This is a genomic window from Legionella micdadei (genome assembly GCF_000953635.1).
Lineage (GTDB): Bacteria > Pseudomonadota > Gammaproteobacteria > Legionellales > Legionellaceae > Tatlockia > Tatlockia micdadei.
In genome coordinates, this window is the sequence record NZ_LN614830.1 from 1,787,677 (window position 1) to 1,806,497 (window position 18,821).

Consider the following 18,821-nt stretch of genomic DNA (forward strand, 5'->3'; position numbering starts at 1 on the left):
CTATTTAAAACTTCGCTGGAATTAATCATTTGTTTAAAAAATAAATCACACTATTATTAGTGTAGACGAACTAAATTGCCTTGTTTTTGAATTTGTTTTCATGCTCGATTAGCCATTTTTTTCTTGTAAGCCCTCCTCCATACCCACCTAGGTCACCATTATGGTTAATAACACGATGACAAGGGATGATAAGGCAGAGCTGATTTGCACCGTTTGCTTTAGCGACAGCACGATAGGCTTTCGGCTTTCCTACAGAGTTGGCGAGATTTGAATAAGACTGTGTTTCTCCATAGGGTATTTCATTGAGAGCATCCCATACTTGTTCCTGGAAAGGAGAGCCGAGGGTTTTTATCGGTGTTTTAAATTGTTGTAAGGTTCCTTGAAAATAGGATTTTAATTCACTATCGATTGACATCAATGGTTTAGATAGTCCAGGAATGATTGCACAACTTGTTTTTTTACGTAACCGCTCAACCTCTAGCTCCAATCCCCGGCGATCGACAAATTCAAGTAAATATAATTCGGTTTCACTTGCAATAGCGATCATTGGGCCTAACATGGTATCCAGCCATGCTGCTTTCAGGAGAGCACTGTTACCCGATTTGGCAGGAGCAACGCCCATAATCTGACTAAATGCATCTCTAAAACCGCTTCCTGAGCCATATCCCGTTTCAATCTGTGCTTCAATCACTGACATACCATTTCTAATTTTATTCATTGCTAAACCTATTCGTCTTGCTCGTGCATATTCCACAAAAGTCATTCCAAATCTTTTTTTAAATTGACGCCGCGCAGTAGCTGCATGTGCTGAAAATTGCTGGAAATCTTCATTTTTCCAGCGTTTCTCTGGGTTTTTTTCAATTGCTTCTACGAGTTGTTTAACTAGTTGTGAAACTTGGCTTGGATGAGAAAGCGGTTGGCAGCGCTTGCAGGGTCTAAACGAAGCAAGAAGGGCTTGTTGTGCTGTCTCAAAAAATTCACAATTTTCAAATTTAGGCTTTCTTGCTGGACAAATTGATCGGCAAAAAACACCGGTTGTCTTTACGCCTACATAAAATATTCCGTCATACTCTAAGTTTTTATCCAACATCGCTCGATAATATTCATTTTTAAGTATTTCACTAAACATAGCCTACTCTAGTTGCAAAATTTTACTTCATTAATAAAATTGTACTGCGGTTTAAAAATTACGCCGCCGAAAAAGAAACATCAATTTTTTTTTCGAAGCTCGTGTGAGAATAAGCCGATTACGAAGTGGATTAAAAGATAAAAGCATTCTTTTTCATTTATACTACTATGTATTAAACACAATATGAGTTAGAGTTTTTATGAAACGTAATTGGGATATGATCAGGGATATTCTTTTAAAAGTAGAAGCCCTAGAACCAAATGCTTTATTAACTTTAGACAGTTTTCCGCTCAATGAGCATAATGAAGTTTCTTATCATTTAGAAATATTAGAAGAAGCAGGACTGCTACGTGGTAAAATTCATAAAACTCCTGGGGGTTCACCACATAATTTTCATTTAATTCATCTCACTTGGCTTGGACATGATTTTTTAGAGTCAATTCGCTCTGAAGCCATTTGGACTGAAATTAAAGATCGACTAAGTTCTAAAAAAATAAGGCTGAATATCGAGAATATAATGGCAGTGGCCCAAGCACTGCAAGCAAACCACTGACATAAATTGCTACCTAGTCTGAATTTTGGAAAGGATAGTTAGAAAGTTTTTTTGTTTACCACCATGCAAATTGTGCTTAGACTTTGCCTCATACACAAAGATTTTTCTATCTTTTAAAGCTTCCATATCGGAATTTTCATTTTATTGTCTGCTCTCTGCTAATAAGTGATTTTTTTGTTTTTTTATCGTAGAGTGTGAATGTGATACTTGTGCATTAGTGCAGTCCAAAAAAATGATGAATAAAAAATACTAATGAAACAAAAAACTAAACTCAGTGTTTTAAACAGTAAGCGAAGGTTTAGACCTGGCGTGGGTTTAAGATAAAAACTATAGGCCCCTATTAAACCACATGCTGTACCGAGTAAAATACCACCTATAACATCCGTTAACCAATGTACACCAAGTAAAAGACGTGACAAAGACTCCAAGACAAGGAGTACAGCGATGATGACTATTTTTAGCCAGTTAAAGCATTTCATTTTAGGGACAAGAGTGGATAAAAAAATTAAATATGAAGAAAATAAGACCATATGAAAGCTAGGAAAAGCAAATTTATTCGGGTCATAGGCAAACATTCCAGGACGAGGTACCACCAAAGTATTTTTTAAAGAATATGCTAAAACGGCAGCCAAAACAATGAGTGAAAATAAATGTACTGCCAACCGTTTTTGTTGTTTAAAAAACAAAAAAAAGCTCGTTATTATAATCGTTGGAATAATAACAAACTTATCACCAAAAAGAGAAATTATAATGGCAATATAACTTAAGAGAAGGGTATGAAATTTATTCCCAATGACTTGATGCAAATACACATTTAAATAGAGATTTGAACCATTCCACTTAACAATAATAGCTAAAAAGATAAATAAGATAAAAAAGACGATGCTTCCAACCAAATATAGAGATGTCTGATGTTTGATTTTTTTAGTCGCATGGCTCATAAAAATCCCTTTGCATATGATTTGACTGTGAGATAGAGTACTTCGCTCATAACTTTTTCAATTAGTAGTAATCTCCTATCTTAAATGAAGATCGAACAAACAGAGGTTAGGCACAAGCTTGAGAAAAAAGGGAAAACGAATAGTAAGCGCTGCAAACAATGTTTTTTTTACCCAATTTTCTTTCAAGATGTGCCGAAACAGTTTTTCCGAAAAAAAGCATCATTGCAATTATTCACCTATCTTAGGTTAAATTAATTTATCTCCTAGACTAAACTGCTTTTAAATCTAATTGGATTCCATTTTTTGTTTGAAGCCTCGTTGCTTCCTGGGTGAGATTCTTTAAGAATAAACATAGCGATAATTAGACTAATAAAATAACAACAAGGTAATACAAAAAGTGCGTAATTATAGCTTTGAACTGTGTAAACTGGCACATCGTTGACCATACTCCATCCAGAACTGTGTTTAAGAAAAATACCTACGAGTGGCTGGAATATAGCACCTCCCACTAATACTGAAAGGTTATTAAAACCTGAGGCCGTTCCTACCAGCTCAGCTGGATTATTATCCTTGACTACAGCAAAACTGACTGTTTGGCCTCCAGCACCGAAGCCAAACATAAATAACACCAGATACATCCAATTAATAGAAACATTGGGCATATACAGTAAAATTAGCGTTGCCCCTAATCCAAAAATTGAGCTGATGCTTAAAGCTAAGCGGCGGCTGTAAAATCGGTCACTAACCCAGCCAAGTAAGGGGCTTCCAACTCCGATACCCAACCAGATCATGGAACAGAGTCCCGATGCCACAAGAACGCTTACTTGATATTTTTGCTGTAAGTAAGGAACTCCCCATAATGCTGCAAAAACAGCTATCGGAGTCCAAATCGTAAAAGCATATGCCCCTATTATCCACGTGTATGAGCGGTGACAAACACTTAGAAGACGCCGCCATTCTTCTTTAAAGTGACGCTGTGGCGCAGATTGCGTCGGTTGATGTGGATAATCTCGTATGACAAACCAAATAAGCGCTGCTAAACACAAGCCAATAACAGCAAGAATAAAACTCGCATAACGCCACCCCACTACCTCTATTAATGCAGCTAACGGCATTTCTCCAAACATGGCTCCCACCGAACTCATGAGTTGCGCAACACCAGCAAGAAAAGCAAATTGATGCGGTGGAAACCAGCGTGATACCAATACTAAAACGCCAATAAACGAAAAAGCTGATGCAATACCAATAAGCAAACGACCTAAAGCTGCTGTAAATAAACTATTTGTCGATGCAAAGAAAAATGAGCCAATTGCACATAAAATTAAAGCACAAGTCATTAATTTACGTGGGCCATAGCGATCAAAAAGCAACCCTGCAGGGAGCTGCATTGGTGCATAAGCATAAAAATAAAATGCCGATATAATGCCAAATCCAGCTGCACTTACTTGAAAGGTTTTCATCATTGAGTCAGCCATGACGCTGGGGGCTACTTGCAATACAAACTCATACAAATAAAAAGTAGCGGATAATAAAAAAACAACATAAGCGCTAAATTTACTAGGCATTTGAGTGGTTGTGTTTTGTGTGTCCAAGGCAATATCTTAACTTGTTGAAAGATATCATTACACCCTAAGCTAATTTGATTTGTCAATGCCCCCAGGATAGATTGCGCCTAATATTGTACTTCGCTTTGCTCCAGTAATCTGACTTAAATCTAGTGGAATTCTATTTAAGGTTTTTTCTGCAAGCCAAGCACACATCGTGGCCTCGATAAAATCAGGATTGATGTGAATTGAATCCGTGCTGTGTATTTTCAGTTCTGGAAGTAAATGGCCCAAGGCAGCAAGCAAAGCTGAATTATGTGCCCCACCACCACAAATTAACAGCTGACAAGGTGCTTTTGCTTCCATTTTTATGCCCTGCGCTATCGCGGTAGCTGTCAACATTAATAAGGTTGCTTGCACATCGTTTATCGAATAATGAGGGTCTAAATGACTCTCGAGCCATGCTAAAGAAAAATATTCTTTACCGATACTTTTGGGTTGTTCTCGCTGAAAATATGGATCCGCTAGCATTTTTTCTAATAAGGGTTCGATTATTTTCCCTGTCGATGCCCAAACACCATTTTCATCATACTCTTGGCCAAGATTTCTTTTTATCCAGATATCCATTAAACAGTTACCAGGCCCTAAATCATAACCCCTTACCGTGTCTTCATCGGCAAGATAAGTGACATTGGCAATGCCGCCAACATTTACTATGGCGAGAGGAAAATTAAATCCTTTAAATAACGCTTGATGATAAATTGGGGCAAATGGAGCACCTTGCCCTCCAACCACTAAATCACGGGTTCTAAAATCAGCAATAACAGTTATTCCAGTTAATTCCGCAATCGTATGGGGGCAACCTAATTGCACTGTATAGGGGATTTTTGCAGTAGCATCATGACAAAGCGTTTGTCCATGACTTCCAATGGCTTGTATCGCATTCCGTGGCACTTGTACTTTATTCAATAATTCAATAGCGGCATTAGCAAATTCTCTTCCTAACAAGGTATTAAGCTGACTATATGCTTTTAATGAGGTTTCCTCTCCGTTTAGAACAGCATTCAGGTATTGCTTTGCTTCTACGCTATAGGGACGGGTAATTCCCGCAATATATGAATTCGAGGAAAGATCGACAAGAGCAGCATCAATGCCATCCATACTGGTACCCGACATTAATCCGATAAATAGTTTCTTATTTGTTAGGTTCATTTTGGCCTATTTTTCTTTTTGTTTAAGATGACGGTATCTCATTCATTTGCACTTGAACTATCTTGTGAACTGCTTAAACTATAGGCACAACATAGCTCAAGAAACAATTAGTACGTATCGTAACGAAATAGAGTATCCATGCCCAATTCAACCCCATTTTGGTATTTAGGGATTTTATCTACGTTTTCTTTAATTACCTTTGATTTATATCAACCGGCTTTACCTGCCATAACGGTGTATTTTAATACAAGTCAGGCTTTAGGTCAGTTAACTTTAAGTCTATTTTTTCTCGTTTTTGGACTCTCTCAGTTAATATGGGGGCCATTAATCGATCATTTTGGACGGCGTCGCACATTAAAATTGAGCTTATTTATTTTCCTTTTTTCTACAATTGGCTGTATTTTTTCCAGAAATATTGAAATGTTAATTATTGCAAGAATATTTCAAGGTTTTGCAGTTTGTTGTGCAAATGTCGTTGCTTTTTCTTCTTCACGCGATCAGGATGACAGTACGGAGCGTGCAAGAGTCATCTCTCATATTTCAATGATTGTTTCCGTTTCACCTATTTTTGCACCTCTTATCGGATCAGTTATCTTTACTCAATACGGTTGGCAAGCAACTTTTATATTAATGGCAATTCTTGCTGTCTTCCTTCTTATAAGTGCAAAATATACTTTAAGGGAATCTCCCCATTGGCAATGCTCAGAGGGAAGTTTTCTTTTCCGTACCTCACTCGCCAGCTATAAAAAAATTTTAAGCCATCGACGATTATGGATCGGCATTTTTATCATTACAGCGTCTTATTCCTGCGTAATGATTGTGATTGTTAGTGCTGCCTACTTAATTATTGATAATTTGAATTACTCGCCTTTCATTTTTTCGATATCCTTCGGCATTAATGGTTCAATGTTAATACCGGGTAACTACATAGGAATTAAATTAAGAGAAAAAAAATCCCTGCCGTGGAATATACATGCGGGCAGTCTGTTGATGATTCTGGGCGCTTTCATGATGCTGATTCTTTTCCATATCTTTGGTTTAAGTTTAATAACCTTGGCTCCAGTGTTGATCATTTGTTTAGGGATAAGCATTACTAATCCGCCTACTTTTTCCCTAGCTTTATCGAATTATCATCAAGAAGCAGCGACTGCCACAGCAATAATCAATACAGTAAGGATGTCCGTTGCCGCTATCGTGGCAGGGGTTCTTGCGGGATTAATTGTTTATCGGCCCCATTTTCTAGCCCTAAGTTTATTTACTTGTTCTTTAATATGCTGGTTTTTTAGCTTATTTATTATTGAAAACTAGATTGGATTAATTAGTTGTTGAGCTGTGTTTACCCAACTCGAACCTTAGCTTGGGTAAGCTTAAAGCAACGATAAAAATTTTCAGTTGTTTGTCGTGCAATTTCTTCATAACTGACCTGACGAAGCTCACTCAAGGCAATTGCGACATATTTAACAAGTGCTGGGTGGTTTTGTTTGCCACGAAAAGGTACAGGAGCCAAATACGGGGAGTCAGTTTCGATTAATAATCTATCGCTGGGAATTTTTTTTGCCACTTCATGTAAAGCAGTTGCATTTTTGAATGAAACAATACCTGACAGAGAAATGTAGAAGTTCATATCGAGTGCGCGCTTAGCCACACTCCAATCTTCTGCAAAGCAATGCATCACTCCACCTATCTCTTTGGCTTTTTCCTCTTCCATAAGTTTTAAGGTATCTTCTGCAGCTTGCCGGGTGTGAATAATCAAAGGCTTTGCAACCATAAGCGCTGTTTGGATATGGGTACGGAAACGTTGACGCTGATGCTCTTGGGCGTCGCCAACTTCTGTACGATAGTAATCGAGCCCTGTCTCACCTATTGCAATGCAAGCCGGATGCTTTGCTAAATTTACGAGCGTAGACTTTGTGGGTTCAACAGTTACCTCTGTGTTTGGGTGTAAGCCTACTGAAATACTTATATTTGGATAATTATCGGCCAATTGACAAAGTGTAGGAAAATCATCGAGCTCAACGCAAACGCACAAAAAATGTTCAACTCCACTTTCGCTAGCACGCGTAAGAACATTGCCAATGTCATTAGCAAAATCAGTTAAATCAATAAAATTAAGATGGCAATGTGAATCGACGAGCATGATTTGGGTAGTAGGTTTGTAACTTAGCTTGATTTTAGCATAGCAATAGAATCCAAGAAATCAAAAAGCCCATGGAAAGTTTGTTGATCTTCTAACATCTGGTTAAATTTATTGCATTCGCTGGGAAATATCGCTTTCCAACTGTTGTACATTTTCTTCATGCTCTGGCGTAATTAATTTTAATGCAGTCTTATGTCTATTTTCAGCAAGGGTAATTTGTCCGTTGGATTGACCATAAACTTTTCGGAGCTGCCCTAATTCAGTTTCTAAATTAGAAATCCTGTTTGACGTCATGGATAAACTCAAATCCAAGTCGGAATTAGCTTTATCATGCGCTAAAGCCAAACTTTGGATTGGCTCTGAGGATAAAAACTTATTATTAAACCACAAAACTAATAGTTTGAAAGGGTTAGCTTGTTTATAATGATCTTCAAGCCCCCATTTTTCCAAGATGCTTAATGGTGTTTGCCTCTTCTTTTCTTCCTTTAGCGCTTGTAAGCCGTCAATTTCTTCATTTAGTGTTTTAAGCTTGCCTCTTAGTTGAGTTTCTAGATTATTGCTTCTATCAGTGTAATATTGGTTGGAAAACTCAGATTCGTCCAAGGAAACTTGAATATGCTGTTTTTTAACTTCAAGCATTACCTCTAAAAACTCTCTTTCTGTGCTGCCCGCATTAGCGTAAAATTCTGTCTCGCTTACATTACCTTGTAGGCCTTTCTGCTGTATATATGAGTCTAAAGCAGACATTTCAGAACTTATTTTCTTCGGGTCTGTTTTTCCCTGCTCAATCCTTAAGGTTTGATGTCTTCCTTCGCGAAGCATATGTTCAAGTTTTTGGTAAGCATTCTCCAATTTAAACCATTCTTTTACGTTGTGTTCGTCATTTGGTAACAGTTTTCTACAGTATAATTCTTGCAAGAGTAGATAGTTAATTTGGAGTTTAATCAATTCCGGATTGCTATAGACTCCTTTATTAAAATCCTTAGCCAATTTTTCAAAGTCCTTATAGGCCTGCGAAGCCGCATCTTTTAATGTTTGAAGAGAGGTATTGGCATGTTCTTTAGTTAATTGTGCTTTCGTCTCTAATAGGTATTGATGAATATCTTTGAACATAATGGGTGATTAAAAGATAATATGTATACTATATAGTCTACTCTTAATTTATTAGCGGATTATTAAGTGATTATGTAATGACAGGGCATAAGCTTTGATAGCTCAAATCTGACAGTAGATAAAATAACGACCCTCTTCTGATTCCTCCTCCCGCAACTTGTAAGGGGGAGCGGACTCCGCGATTCTAGGAATCGTTAATTGGGGAGAAAAATATATCTCTTAATTTTATCCTGAATAAACCATAGTCATGTAGCGTATTCGTTAGGTCTTGAGATGAAGTATTTGAAAAAGGATGAACCGTTAATATATTCTGTAATGATCAATATTTTTATAAGCTAATAATAAACTTTCCAGCATTAAATTTTGATTGAAAGCGATATTTTGGTGTATTTTCTTCCTGATTTCATTTACTTGATCAAGTTGCTTAAATAAATGAGTTATTTTAAAGTGTTGTGCTAATTCATTGAGCCCTTGCGTCCAACTTCTTTGGCTTCGATTACCATTAAATTTGTAATCAATGAGTTGAGCATGTATCAAATAAATCAACCACATTAAACTGCTAAAATCGTGAGCTAGCCACTTCTCAGCCAGAGTACAAACAGACAGTTTATTTATCATCAAGTTATTCAAATCAGCAATGATTGTTGGGAGCTGGCTAAATAGAATCCCTCTTTCTGTTTCAGCACTATATTCTTCACCTGTTGTTAAATAATCCGCTTTTATATATTCGGTGGAGGAAAATCGCCATTGTTGACAACGACTAATTATTGTGGCTGGCAACGTACTTATTTGTTCAGCAATCAAAATAAAATTTACTGCTTCAGGTGGTTCTTCAAGTAATTTCAGTAATGCATTTGCTGCCGCAATGTTCATTTTTTCTGCAGGACTAATGATTATCACTCGCTTTCCTGCTAATTGCGCAGAAGTAAAGGCAAGATCATGCAAGTCGCGAATCTGATCGATCTTAATGTTTCCTCCAGCTTTATCCGGCTCGAGAAAGCATAGATCTGGATGTTCTTTTATTTGCAGCAAGCGACAAGATTTACAAAATCCACAGGGTTTCTGTTCATTAAAGCAAAGGAGCGCTGCAGCTATCTTGTATGCAAACTCAATGATTGTTTTAGATTGCATGCCCACTAAAAGTAATGCATGTGGTATGCGTTGCTTGGCACTGATTGATTGAAAACGCTCCCACAATGAACTGGACAATTCAGATGCTTTTATTGATTGCATGATTTAAAATTAAAGATTTAAGCTGTGTTTGTATCAATTTTTGTACGATTTCTATCGGCTGACCAGCATCAATCAAAATGACATTATCCATCGTTTTGATCATCTGCACATATGTATTACGAATTTGGGTGAAAAATTCCAATGATTCTTGTTCAATCCGGTCAAATGTACCACGGGTTTTTACTCTGCTCAATCCTTGTTCAGGATCAATATCTAAATAAAAAACAAGATCAGGCTTAAATCCTTGCAAACAAAAGGCAGATAGTTTGCGAATCATATCTTGATCGATTCCCCTACCCCCACCTTGGTAAGCAAAAGTAGATAGTTCAAATCGATCAGCTAATACCCAGCTTCCATTATTTAATGCTGGAAGAATAATTTGTTCAACGAGTTGAACCCTGGCTGCATAAAGCAATAATAATTCACTTCTCGGATCAAGTGTTTCTTCATCAATTTTCTCTTTAATAAGATGACGAATTACTTCACCTATCCTAGTTCCGCCTGGCTCGCGTGTTATCACCAGATCAGGCACCAAATTGTGCAAATATTGTTTAATTGCATCTATGGCTGTGGATTTTCCCGCTCCTTCGAGCCCTTCGACCACAATAAACCGTCCTCGCTGTGTCATAGTGCCCCCCTTATTTTTGATATTGCTCAATGGCCTTTTTTTGCTCTTCGTAAGTCTCTGAAAAATAGTGAGATCCATCGCCCTTTGCCACATAATAGAGATAATTGGTCACTAAAGGATGGGCTGCTGCATCAATTGCTTCTTTGCCAACCATTGCAATAGGCGTTGGGGGTAGGCCGCGGTGAAGATAGGTATTATAGGGTGAATTTACACTCATATCCTCATGAGTTAATTTACCAGTATAATTTTTACCCAGCGCATAGATAACAGTAGGATCCATTTGCAGAGGCATGTTCTTTTTAATTCGATTTACGATCACACCTGAAATGATTTTTTTCTCAGCAGGTATGGAGGCTTCTTTTTCTAATATTGAAGCGGCGATGAGCAATTCGTATGGAGTCTGATAGGGCAAGTTGGGGCTTCTATTTTGCCAGCTCTCGCTTAAATATTGCTGCAGTTTTTGGTTTGCAAGCCTCAATAAAAATTTAGCTTCACTACCTGCATTATAGTTATAGGTATCTGCCAGCAATAATCCTTCAGCACTTGAATGAGTGCCTATTATGGGTAACCAATCACTGGGCTTGTATTCGAGATAAGGTGCATTTTGTAGATTTATGCTCACTTGATTTAAGTTAGTCCCTTCAATAATGCGAAAGGACTCCACTAGAACTTCCCCAGCCTCAACTTTATAAAGGAAATGAAGCGCTGATTCGCCGGGTGTGATTTGATAAATTCCAGCTTTTAAGCGATGTGCAAGCCCTTTAAAACGGATCAATGAAAGAAATAATCGGTGAGAGCTTACAAGTTGTTTGGATTCAAGCATCCGCACAAAATCAGATGCCGAAGTATTCCGATCAACAATGATCGTGATGGGAGCACTTGTTTTATCGATCATTGGCTTTAGGAAGATAGAATAGAATTTATAACCAATTGCCGATAATACAATTAGTCCCATTGCCAGACAGAAGAACAAAGCTGACTTAAAACGGCGTCCTTCCATCTAAACTCGCTTAAATAGCAAGCTTCCATTAGTTCCTCCAAACCCAAGAGAATTGCTTAAAACATAATCAATTCGGCGTTTTTGTAGGTGATGGGGAACATAGTTTAAGTCGCAACCTTCATCGGGATTATCTAAATTAATAGTCGGTGGAGCGATTTGATCTTTGATCGCTAAAACACTAAAAATTGCTTCGACTGCACCTGCAGCGCCAAGCAAGTGTCCTGTCATCGATTTAGTAGAGCTCACAGCTAATTCATAAGCATGGTCTTTGAACACACGCTTGATGGCCATTGTTTCATTCTTATCATTTAGATAGGTTGAAGTGCCATGAGCATTGATATAATCAACTTGAGTAGGAGTGATACCAGCATCTTCAATTGCAGCAGCCATTGATCGAGACGCCCCGTCTGCGTCTTCATCGGGAGCAGTGATATGGTATGCATCACCTGACATGCCAAAACCGACTAGTTCTGCGTAAATTGTTGCTCCCCGAGCTTTTGCGTGTTCATATTCTTCAAGTACCAATATTCCTGCGCCTTCTCCCATCACGAAGCCATCGCGATCTTTATCCCAAGGGCGTGATGCTTTCTCTGGCGCCTCGTTTCGTTTAGATAAAGAGCGTACCGCAGAAAAACCAGCTAAGCACAGTGGTGTGGAAGTCATCTCAGCACCGCCACAGATCATCACATCAGCATCGCCGTAAGCAATCATACGTCCAGCTAAGCCTATATTATGAGTACCTGTTGTACATGCAGTTACGACAGAAATATTGGGCCCTTTAAGACGATGCTTAATTGATATTTGTCCTGCAACCATGTTGATGATTCCAGCAGGAATAAAAAAAGGTGACACCTTTCTTGGACCGCCACTTATCAATTTATCTTGATTATTAGTAATTGTTAGGATCCCGCCAATTCCTGCACCTACAGCTACTCCTGCACGACATGACAGGCGATCATCGATAACCAATCCGGAATCAGCTATTGCTTCATCAGCAGCAGCCATACCGTATTGGGTGAATGGATCCATTTTTCGAGCCTCTTTAAGCGGCACGTAGTCTTCTACGTTGAAGTTCTTAACTTTCGCCCAAATCTTAGTTGGGTATTCAGTTGTATCGAAATCTTCAACCATGCCGACACCACTTTTCCCAGCTAAAATATTTTGCCAGGTTTGTTCAACATTTAAACCGACTGGGGTAACCATCCCCATGCCGGTTACTACAACACGCCGCTTAGTCAACGAGAGCTCCTTGAAGAAGGATTAAGCTTCTTCTTTGTTAAGGTTTGATTCAATATAATCAATTGCTTCTTGAATAGTAGTAATTTTCTCAGCTTTTTCATCAGGAATTTCTGTTTCGAACTCTTCTTCTAAAGCCATTACCAATTCAACAGTATCCAGTGAGTCTGCACCTAAGTCATCAACGAAGGATGCATCGTTTCTCAATTCATTCTCATTGACGCCCAATTGTTCTGAAACAATTTTACGAACTCGTTCTTCAACTGTACTCATAACTTGTATTTCCTCTTAGATTAAAAAAATTTTTATGCAGGCTAGTTTATTCAATTATTCAAAGAACGCAAGCAATTTCAATCCATATACATGCCGCCATTCACATGAATGGTCTCACCGGTTATATAATTTGCACTATCAGAAGCTAAAAAAGCCACTGCTTCAGCAATATCTTCAGGGCGTCCTAATTTTTTCATTGGGATGCGTTTTAGCATCTCTTCTTTTACTACATCAGGAAGTGCAAGAGTCATATCAGTGTCGATAAAACCAGGCGCAACAACATTTACAGTAATACCACGACTGCCTATTTCTTGAGCAAGAGATTTTGTAAAACCTACTACACCCGCTTTAGCTGCTGTGTAGTTCGTTTGACCAGAATTACCACTGGAACCTACTACTGAACCAATGCTGATGATTCGTCCCCAACGTGCACGAAACATCGGCTTAAGACAAGCTTTGGATAACCTGAATATAGCATTTAAGTTTGTTTCAATAACCTTATACCACTCCTCATCATCCATTCTCAATAATAGATTATCACAGGTAATGCCGGCATTATTAACTAAGATAGAGGGGAGTTTATCCTGGTCAGAAAGCTGGGTCATCAAATTTTCCACACCCTCTTTGCTTGTTACATCCAATACAACACCTTCTCCATTAATTTTTTCTTCGGCAAACATAGTTGAAATTGCCTCGGCACCTTGTGAGGATGTGGCAGTTCCAATAACAAAAGCGCCCTTCTTTGCAAGAGTTAGTGCGACTGCTTTACCAATTCCTCTGCTTGCACCAGTAACTAATGCTGTTTTACCTTGTAAATTTGTCATCAGCAATCCTTAATAAGATGTTTCTTTAATATTGAATTGGTCTAATGCTTGCTCTAGGCTGGCATTGTCATTAACACTCATGGTTAGCAAACCACGTTCAATACGCTTGATTAAACCACTTAATACTTTTCCAGGACCACACTCAACAACATGGTCGATGTCGTTCTTTTTCATTAATTGAATCGTTTCAACCCAGCGTACGGGTCGATAAAGTTGTTCTTTAAGAAGAGAACGTATTTGGTCAACTGAGCGGTAAATGCTTAGATCCACATTTGAAATAACAGCTCCTTCCGGAGTCGTAAAATTTGCTTTAGCAAGATACTCTTCAAAAGCGGCAGCTGCTTCAACTAATAATGGACAATGACAAGGGACGCTGACAGGTATGATCTTAGCTAAGCGCGCTTCCATCTCTTCAGCAAGCCTAACTGCTCGCTCTACTGCTGAACTATGTCCAGCAATAACCACCTGCCCTAGAGCATTGTAATTTGCCGGGGTAACTTGGGATTCAGATGTACTTGCTTGAGCACAGACTGATTGAACTTGCTCATCAGTTAAGCCAACGATTGCAGCCATAGCTCCTTGACCTAAAGGAACAGTGCTTTGCATGAGTTGGCCGCGTTTTGCAACCAATTGTGCAGCATCCGCCAAACTTATTGCATTGGCGCAAACTAAAGCTGCGTACTCACCCAAACTATGCCCCGCCATCATGTGGGCGCGCGCTACACCTTGTTTTTGTAAAAGTGTAAAAACTGCTACGTCCGCAGTGAGCATAGCCACTTGAGTGTATTCTGTTTGATTCAACTGTGATTCAGGCCCTTGTTGTACTAATTGCCATAAATCATAGCCAAGCTCATCAGAAACTTGTTTAAAGCAGTCAGTAATAAAGGAATATCGTTCAGCCAACTCAGACAGCATACCTACATGCTGAGAACCTTGGCCTGGGAATACATAAGCTAATTTGAACATATTATATTAAGCTCCAACTAACAACGAACTAGAATGAGGACAGTTCCATTATCTTCCTGAAATGCGACTTGATTTTCTCTATTTCTCAGCGTCCGTGTTGTACTTTGCTGCGCCGGTAGAACATCAATGCATTTCTGCTAGCTAGTGAATTGAATCCCATCTAGTATCGTATAACCATCGCGCCCCAAGTCATTCCGGCACCAAAAGATTCCATCAGTAATAAATCGCCTCGTTTAATTCGGTTTTCGCGTATAGAATAATCTAAAGCTAACGGTATTGATGCTGCGGAAGTATTTCCTTGATGCTCTATTGTCACAATTACTTGTGACATGGGCAGATTTAATTTTTTCGCTATTGCCTGAATGATGCGAAGATTAGCTTGGTGTGGAATGAGCCAATTAATATCTGATTTTTGCAAGTGACAAGACTGAAGAATTTCATCGACAACATCCCCCATGATGTTGACTGCAAGTTTGAAAACCTCATTGCCTCTCATGCCGATAAATGCTCTTTGATCCAAATTAGTATAATTAGGGTAAGTTAAATAACCTTCCTGATCATGCATGGCATGCAGCGTACTGGCCAGAATACCAGGCTTATCACTCGCACTTAGCACAACTGCGCCAGCCCCATCACCAAATAATACGCAAGTAGATCGGTCAGTCCAGTCTAGCGCCCGCGACATACTTTCACTACCAATAACCAAGACATGTTTCGCACTACCGGTATTGATGTATTGCCTAGCTACATCCATCGTATATACAAAACCACTGCACGCTGCGCTGATATCAAAGGCTGGTATAGGTTTGGTTATATTAAGCGATTTTTGCACATGGCATGCCATGCTTGGGAACATGTGATTCGGGGTACAAGTAGCGACCAAAATTAAATCAAGATCATCTGCAACAATGTCTGAAGCTTCGATCGCTCTTGCTGCAGCTTGGCAAGCCATGTACGAAGTCGTTTCATGCTCCGAAGCTATACGTCTACTACTAATGCCTGTTCGCGATAAAATCCACTCGTGACTAGTATCCAGGCTTGACTCTAAATCCTTATTGGTAACAATACGTTCAGGTAAGTAACTACCAGTTCCATTAATAACGGCATTTTTCATAGTAACAAACCTTGATTGATAAAATCGGTTATTTGTTCTCGTACCAAGTCGACCACATTATTTTTGACTTCTAGCATTGCCTCTTCAATCGCGTATTGAAAAGCAAGTTCACCTGCACCACCATGACTTTTAACCACAATGCCGTTAAGTCCTAAAAGGCTTGCGCCGTTGTAACGGGCTGGGTCCATACGTTTCTTTAGGTGCCCTAAGGCAGGTAAGGCAAGAAGGCCAGCAAACTTGGTAAGAAAATTTCGTGAAAACGATTCTTTAAGCAGGGAAAGCATTAATTTAGCCAAGCCTTCGCTTGCTTTTAGAGCAACATTGCCTACGAAACCATCACATACAACAAGATCCACGTCTCCGGAGTAGAAATGATCCCCTTCAACATAACCCACATAATTCATCAAACTGCATTCAGCAAGCATATGTGCTGTGCGTTTAACTTGGTCATTACCCTTGATTTCTTCAACGCCGATATTAAGCAGGCCAATTTTAGGTTTTGGTTTTTTATCCACTGCTTGAATTAGGGCAGAGCCCATCACAGCAAATTGAAAAAGATGCTCGGCACAAGAGTCAACATTAGCGCCTAAATCGATGACGCGTGTTCTTCCGCGTGCAGTTGGTAATTCAGCAATGATCGCAGGCCGATCAATTCCCGGCAACGTTTTTAAAACGAAACGAGCTGTCGCCATAAGCGCACCCGTATTGCCAGCACTTACACAAGCCTGAGCGCGCCCTTCTTTGACTAAGTTGATAGCCACCCGCATGGAGGAATCTTTCTTATTCCGCATCGCATGAGACGGTAACTCATCCATAGCAACAACTTCCGAAGCGTGCACGACGGAAAATTGATTATTTTGGGCTACCCCAAGTTTTTTCAGATGGGCATTTACCTGATTTTGATCACCAACCAACAACAACTTTAAATCAGGGTTGTGTCGAGCGGCACGTACACAAGCAGGAATCACAATTTTTAAGCCATGATCCCCGCCCATCGCATCTATAGCAATGGTGATATTTTTCAAGCCAATTACTCTTGTTCTTCGTAAACGTTATCAGTGTCTAGGACTTTTCGACCACGGTAATAACCATCTTCGGTAATATGATGACGACGGTGAGTTTCTCCAGTAGTTGGATCAACTGATAAAGTTGGTTTGGTTAAGGCATCGTGTGAACGACGCATATCACGCTTGGAGCGTGATTTCTTATTCTGTTGTACAGCCATTGTATTACTCCTACACAATTTGCATTTGCTGGGGCGGAATATTACCGATTTTTTGTCGGTAATCCAAGTGTTACGCAATAATTTCTATATTATTCTTGCTCTAATGTGATGAATTTAGATGCTGCACTATTGCATTCATTAGTTGAGAGATGAAATTCAGGTGCATAAAGATGTAATTCATCAGTGATTAATTCTGCAAGATCAACATGATTGTTTTTGGCGACTATACTCTCATATTTTTCCATCATTTTTTCAGCCATTTCATCAGTGCGGCAAATAGCTAATTCAGTTTGATTATGATAATGATGGGAAAATTCATCTAAACAGCGTTGACAGGTTAAGTTTAGCACACCATCCACATTAAGCGTCAGCAGATAATAATCATCGCAAGCTTTGACGTCAAATTGACAGTTGACGGAACAACGCGTTTGAATTCGGGCGGGTAATCTATCACTCAACTCAACTACTACCGTATGAGTCCCCTCTTTTATTGCATAGTTTTTTAAATTAATTAGCATAAAATTACTTTTAATATCGATTTCAAATTCATATATTATAACGTAAAATAGACCCTTTTTTATACACAATGCTATTTTATGAAAGCTAAAGTTATTGTTGGTATGTCTGGAGGCGTCGATTCATCGGTAGCTGCCTGGCTTCTTCGTGAAGAAGGATATCATGTTGAAGGCCTGTTTATGAAGAATTGGGAACAGGATGACACCGAAGGTTATTGTGCAGCTGCTCTCGATTTAGCTGATGCCCAAGCCGTTTGCCTGCAATTAGGTATTCCTTTACATACTGTGAATTTCTCAAAGGAATACTGGGATCGCGTATTTGCTCATTTTCTTACTGAATATGAACAAGGACGCACACCTAACCCTGATGTTCTCTGTAATAAAGAAATTAAATTCAATGCCTTTTTAAACCATGCCTTAAGTTTGGGTGCCGATTATATTGCTACAGGACATTATGCAAAGGTACAGGGTGGAGAATTATTTAAAGCCAAAGACAGAGACAAAGATCAAACTTACTTTTTACATGCGGTTGATCCAGCCGCACTAAAAAAAACATTGTTTCCCATTGGTGAATATCCCAAAGCACAAGTAAGGGAATTTGCAAAAAAACTAGGTTTAGTTACCCACGATAAGAAAGACTCCACGGGTATTTGTTTTATTGGTGAAAAGCGGTTTAAAACGTTTTTAAAGGAGTTTATTTTAGCTAAACCAGGGGATATTAAAAGCAGCGAGGGCGAGTATTTAGGTCGTCATGATGGGTTGATGTACTATACTTTGGGACAACGCCAAGGCCTTGGAATCGGAGGAAGACAGGATTCAAGTGAAGCACCTTGGTATGTCGTGGATAAAGATCTAAAAACTAATACATTAATTGTTGCTCAGGGCAATAGCCATCCCATGCTTTATTCCCAAGGTCTTCTTTGTGGGCCTATACATTGGTTGGCAGATTACAAAGATATCTTACCCCTCACTTGCTATGCTAAAACACGATATCGACAACCCGAACAAGCTTGTATCGTTTCGCCTGAAAATCAAAATCAACACTGTGTGATGTTCTCTAATTTGCAACGAGCAGTTACTCCTGGACAATACATTGTTTTCTACGATAAAAATCAGTGTTTAGGCGGTGCTATAATAGAACATATTATTCGATAGTTGATGCAGGGCACCTATTTGGC

The 18,821-nt window shown here is 39.0% G+C and carries 20 protein-coding genes; 3 read left to right on the forward strand and 17 right to left on the reverse strand.

Going from position 1 to position 18,821, the window contains the following annotated elements; translation table 11 throughout:
* Positions 1-70: 70 nt before the first annotated feature.
* Positions 71-1,129: a bifunctional transcriptional activator/DNA repair enzyme AdaA gene (locus LMI_RS07980; protein ID WP_045099324.1), complete on the reverse strand. Its 1,059-nt coding sequence runs from the start codon at positions 1,127-1,129 to the stop codon at positions 71-73.
* Positions 1,130-1,328: 199 nt separating this feature from the next.
* On the opposite strand from LMI_RS07980, the gene LMI_RS07985 reads away from it, so the two are divergent.
* Positions 1,329-1,682: a DUF2513 domain-containing protein gene (locus LMI_RS07985; RefSeq protein ID WP_045099325.1), complete on the forward strand. Its 354-nt coding sequence runs from the start codon at positions 1,329-1,331 to the stop codon at positions 1,680-1,682.
* Positions 1,683-1,864: 182 nt separating this feature from the next.
* Here LMI_RS07985 and LMI_RS07990 read toward each other — a convergent pair whose 3' ends face one another.
* The 3 genes from LMI_RS07990 to LMI_RS08000 all read right to left on the reverse strand — a co-directional run bounded on the left by LMI_RS07990 (position 1,865) and on the right by LMI_RS08000 (position 5,379).
* Positions 1,865-2,623 carry a phosphatase PAP2 family protein gene (locus LMI_RS07990; protein ID WP_045099326.1) on the reverse strand — a complete coding sequence of 253 codons (759 nt, stop codon included), beginning with the start codon at positions 2,621-2,623 and terminating at the stop codon, positions 1,865-1,867.
* A 263-nt stretch (positions 2,624-2,886) separates the two neighbouring features.
* A complete protein-coding gene (locus tag LMI_RS07995; protein WP_045099327.1) occupies positions 2,887-4,188 on the reverse strand; it encodes an MFS transporter in 1,302 nt (433 codons plus the stop codon).
* A gap of 69 nt (positions 4,189-4,257) precedes the next feature.
* Positions 4,258-5,379 carry an anhydro-N-acetylmuramic acid kinase gene (locus LMI_RS08000; RefSeq protein ID WP_045099328.1) on the reverse strand — a complete coding sequence of 374 codons (1,122 nt, stop codon included), beginning with the start codon at positions 5,377-5,379 and terminating at the stop codon, positions 4,258-4,260.
* A 138-nt stretch (positions 5,380-5,517) separates the two neighbouring features.
* On the opposite strand from LMI_RS08000, the gene LMI_RS08005 reads away from it, so the two are divergent.
* The gene (locus LMI_RS08005; protein ID WP_045099329.1) at positions 5,518-6,687 is read left to right on the forward strand and encodes a multidrug effflux MFS transporter; all 1,170 of its coding nucleotides are present in this window, start codon (positions 5,518-5,520) and stop codon (positions 6,685-6,687) included.
* 28 nt (positions 6,688-6,715) lie between these two features.
* Here LMI_RS08005 and LMI_RS08010 read toward each other — a convergent pair whose 3' ends face one another.
* The 13 genes from LMI_RS08010 to LMI_RS08070 form a co-directional block, all read right to left on the reverse strand.
* A complete protein-coding gene (locus tag LMI_RS08010) occupies positions 6,716-7,516 on the reverse strand; it encodes a TatD family hydrolase (RefSeq protein ID WP_045099330.1) in 801 nt (266 codons plus the stop codon).
* Positions 7,517-7,624: 108 nt separating this feature from the next.
* Positions 7,625-8,629, reverse strand: a complete 1,005-nt coding sequence (locus LMI_RS08015; protein ID WP_045099331.1) for a hypothetical protein — start codon at positions 8,627-8,629, stop codon at positions 7,625-7,627.
* A gap of 300 nt (positions 8,630-8,929) precedes the next feature.
* Positions 8,930-9,862, reverse strand: coding sequence for a DNA polymerase III subunit delta' C-terminal domain-containing protein (locus tag LMI_RS14905; protein WP_052679497.1), 933 nt, complete (start codon positions 9,860-9,862; stop codon positions 8,930-8,932).
* Positions 9,840-10,490, reverse strand: a complete 651-nt coding sequence (gene tmk / locus LMI_RS08025; RefSeq protein ID WP_045099332.1) for a dTMP kinase — start codon at positions 10,488-10,490, stop codon at positions 9,840-9,842. The genes LMI_RS14905 and tmk overlap by 23 nt, the downstream gene beginning before the upstream one ends.
* A gap of 10 nt (positions 10,491-10,500) precedes the next feature.
* Entirely contained in the window at positions 10,501-11,490 is a 990-nt protein-coding gene (gene mltG, locus LMI_RS08030; protein WP_045099333.1) for an endolytic transglycosylase MltG, read from the reverse strand.
* Positions 11,491-12,729 carry a beta-ketoacyl-ACP synthase II gene (gene fabF / locus LMI_RS08035; RefSeq protein WP_045099334.1) on the reverse strand — a complete coding sequence of 413 codons (1,239 nt, stop codon included), beginning with the start codon at positions 12,727-12,729 and terminating at the stop codon, positions 11,491-11,493.
* Between the two features lie 21 nt (positions 12,730-12,750).
* Positions 12,751-12,999: an acyl carrier protein gene (gene acpP / locus LMI_RS08040; RefSeq protein ID WP_045099335.1), complete on the reverse strand. Its 249-nt coding sequence runs from the start codon at positions 12,997-12,999 to the stop codon at positions 12,751-12,753.
* Positions 13,000-13,076: 77 nt separating this feature from the next.
* Positions 13,077-13,823, reverse strand: coding sequence for a 3-oxoacyl-ACP reductase FabG (fabG, locus tag LMI_RS08045; protein WP_045099336.1), 747 nt, complete (start codon positions 13,821-13,823; stop codon positions 13,077-13,079).
* 9 nt (positions 13,824-13,832) lie between these two features.
* Positions 13,833-14,789 carry an ACP S-malonyltransferase gene (gene fabD, locus LMI_RS08050; RefSeq protein ID WP_045099337.1) on the reverse strand — a complete coding sequence of 319 codons (957 nt, stop codon included), beginning with the start codon at positions 14,787-14,789 and terminating at the stop codon, positions 13,833-13,835.
* A gap of 160 nt (positions 14,790-14,949) precedes the next feature.
* Positions 14,950-15,903 carry a beta-ketoacyl-ACP synthase III gene (locus LMI_RS08055; RefSeq protein ID WP_045099338.1) on the reverse strand — a complete coding sequence of 318 codons (954 nt, stop codon included), beginning with the start codon at positions 15,901-15,903 and terminating at the stop codon, positions 14,950-14,952.
* Positions 15,900-16,928: a phosphate acyltransferase PlsX gene (gene plsX / locus LMI_RS08060; RefSeq protein WP_045099339.1), complete on the reverse strand. Its 1,029-nt coding sequence runs from the start codon at positions 16,926-16,928 to the stop codon at positions 15,900-15,902. Before plsX ends, LMI_RS08055 begins: the two co-directional genes overlap by 4 nt.
* 5 nt (positions 16,929-16,933) lie before the next feature.
* Positions 16,934-17,128 carry a 50S ribosomal protein L32 gene (gene rpmF, locus LMI_RS08065; protein WP_045099340.1) on the reverse strand — a complete coding sequence of 65 codons (195 nt, stop codon included), beginning with the start codon at positions 17,126-17,128 and terminating at the stop codon, positions 16,934-16,936.
* Positions 17,129-17,217: 89 nt separating this feature from the next.
* Entirely contained in the window at positions 17,218-17,646 is a 429-nt protein-coding gene (locus LMI_RS08070) for a YceD family protein (protein WP_045099341.1), read from the reverse strand.
* A 78-nt stretch (positions 17,647-17,724) separates the two neighbouring features.
* On the opposite strand from LMI_RS08070, the gene mnmA reads away from it, so the two are divergent.
* A complete protein-coding gene (gene mnmA, locus LMI_RS08075; RefSeq protein WP_045099342.1) occupies positions 17,725-18,798 on the forward strand; it encodes a tRNA 2-thiouridine(34) synthase MnmA in 1,074 nt (357 codons plus the stop codon).
* Positions 18,799-18,821 lie beyond the last annotated feature (23 nt).

Excerpts from the sequence above, each read along its gene's own strand:
- LMI_RS08015 (WP_045099331.1), bottom strand. The coding sequence starts at position 8,629 with ATGTTCAAAGATATTCATCAATACCTATTAGAGACGAAAGCACAATTA.
- mnmA (WP_045099342.1), top strand. The coding sequence starts at position 17,725 with ATGAAAGCTAAAGTTATTGTTGGTATGTCTGGAGGCGTCGATTCATCG.
- LMI_RS07990 (WP_045099326.1), bottom strand. The coding sequence starts at position 2,623 with ATGAGCCATGCGACTAAAAAAATCAAACATCAGACATCTCTATATTTG.
- acpP (WP_045099335.1), bottom strand. The coding sequence starts at position 12,999 with ATGAGTACAGTTGAAGAACGAGTTCGTAAAATTGTTTCAGAACAATTG.
- rpmF (WP_045099340.1), bottom strand. The coding sequence starts at position 17,128 with ATGGCTGTACAACAGAATAAGAAATCACGCTCCAAGCGTGATATGCGT.
- LMI_RS07980 (WP_045099324.1), bottom strand. The coding sequence starts at position 1,129 with ATGTTTAGTGAAATACTTAAAAATGAATATTATCGAGCGATGTTGGAT.
- fabD (WP_045099337.1), bottom strand. The coding sequence starts at position 14,789 with ATGTTCAAATTAGCTTATGTATTCCCAGGCCAAGGTTCTCAGCATGTA.
- LMI_RS08005 (WP_045099329.1), top strand. The coding sequence starts at position 5,518 with ATGCCCAATTCAACCCCATTTTGGTATTTAGGGATTTTATCTACGTTT.
- LMI_RS08010 (WP_045099330.1), bottom strand. The coding sequence starts at position 7,516 with ATGCTCGTCGATTCACATTGCCATCTTAATTTTATTGATTTAACTGAT.
- fabG (WP_045099336.1), bottom strand. The coding sequence starts at position 13,823 with ATGACAAATTTACAAGGTAAAACAGCATTAGTTACTGGTGCAAGCAGA.
- tmk (WP_045099332.1), bottom strand. The coding sequence starts at position 10,490 with ATGACACAGCGAGGACGGTTTATTGTGGTCGAAGGGCTCGAAGGAGCG.
- LMI_RS08000 (WP_045099328.1), bottom strand. The coding sequence starts at position 5,379 with ATGAACCTAACAAATAAGAAACTATTTATCGGATTAATGTCGGGTACC.
- LMI_RS14905 (WP_052679497.1), bottom strand. The coding sequence starts at position 9,862 with ATGCAATCAATAAAAGCATCTGAATTGTCCAGTTCATTGTGGGAGCGT.
- mltG (WP_045099333.1), bottom strand. The coding sequence starts at position 11,490 with ATGGAAGGACGCCGTTTTAAGTCAGCTTTGTTCTTCTGTCTGGCAATG.
- LMI_RS07985 (WP_045099325.1), top strand. The coding sequence starts at position 1,329 with ATGAAACGTAATTGGGATATGATCAGGGATATTCTTTTAAAAGTAGAA.
- LMI_RS08070 (WP_045099341.1), bottom strand. The coding sequence starts at position 17,646 with ATGCTAATTAATTTAAAAAACTATGCAATAAAAGAGGGGACTCATACG.
- LMI_RS07995 (WP_045099327.1), bottom strand. The coding sequence starts at position 4,188 with ATGCCTAGTAAATTTAGCGCTTATGTTGTTTTTTTATTATCCGCTACT.
- LMI_RS08055 (WP_045099338.1), bottom strand. The coding sequence starts at position 15,903 with ATGAAAAATGCCGTTATTAATGGAACTGGTAGTTACTTACCTGAACGT.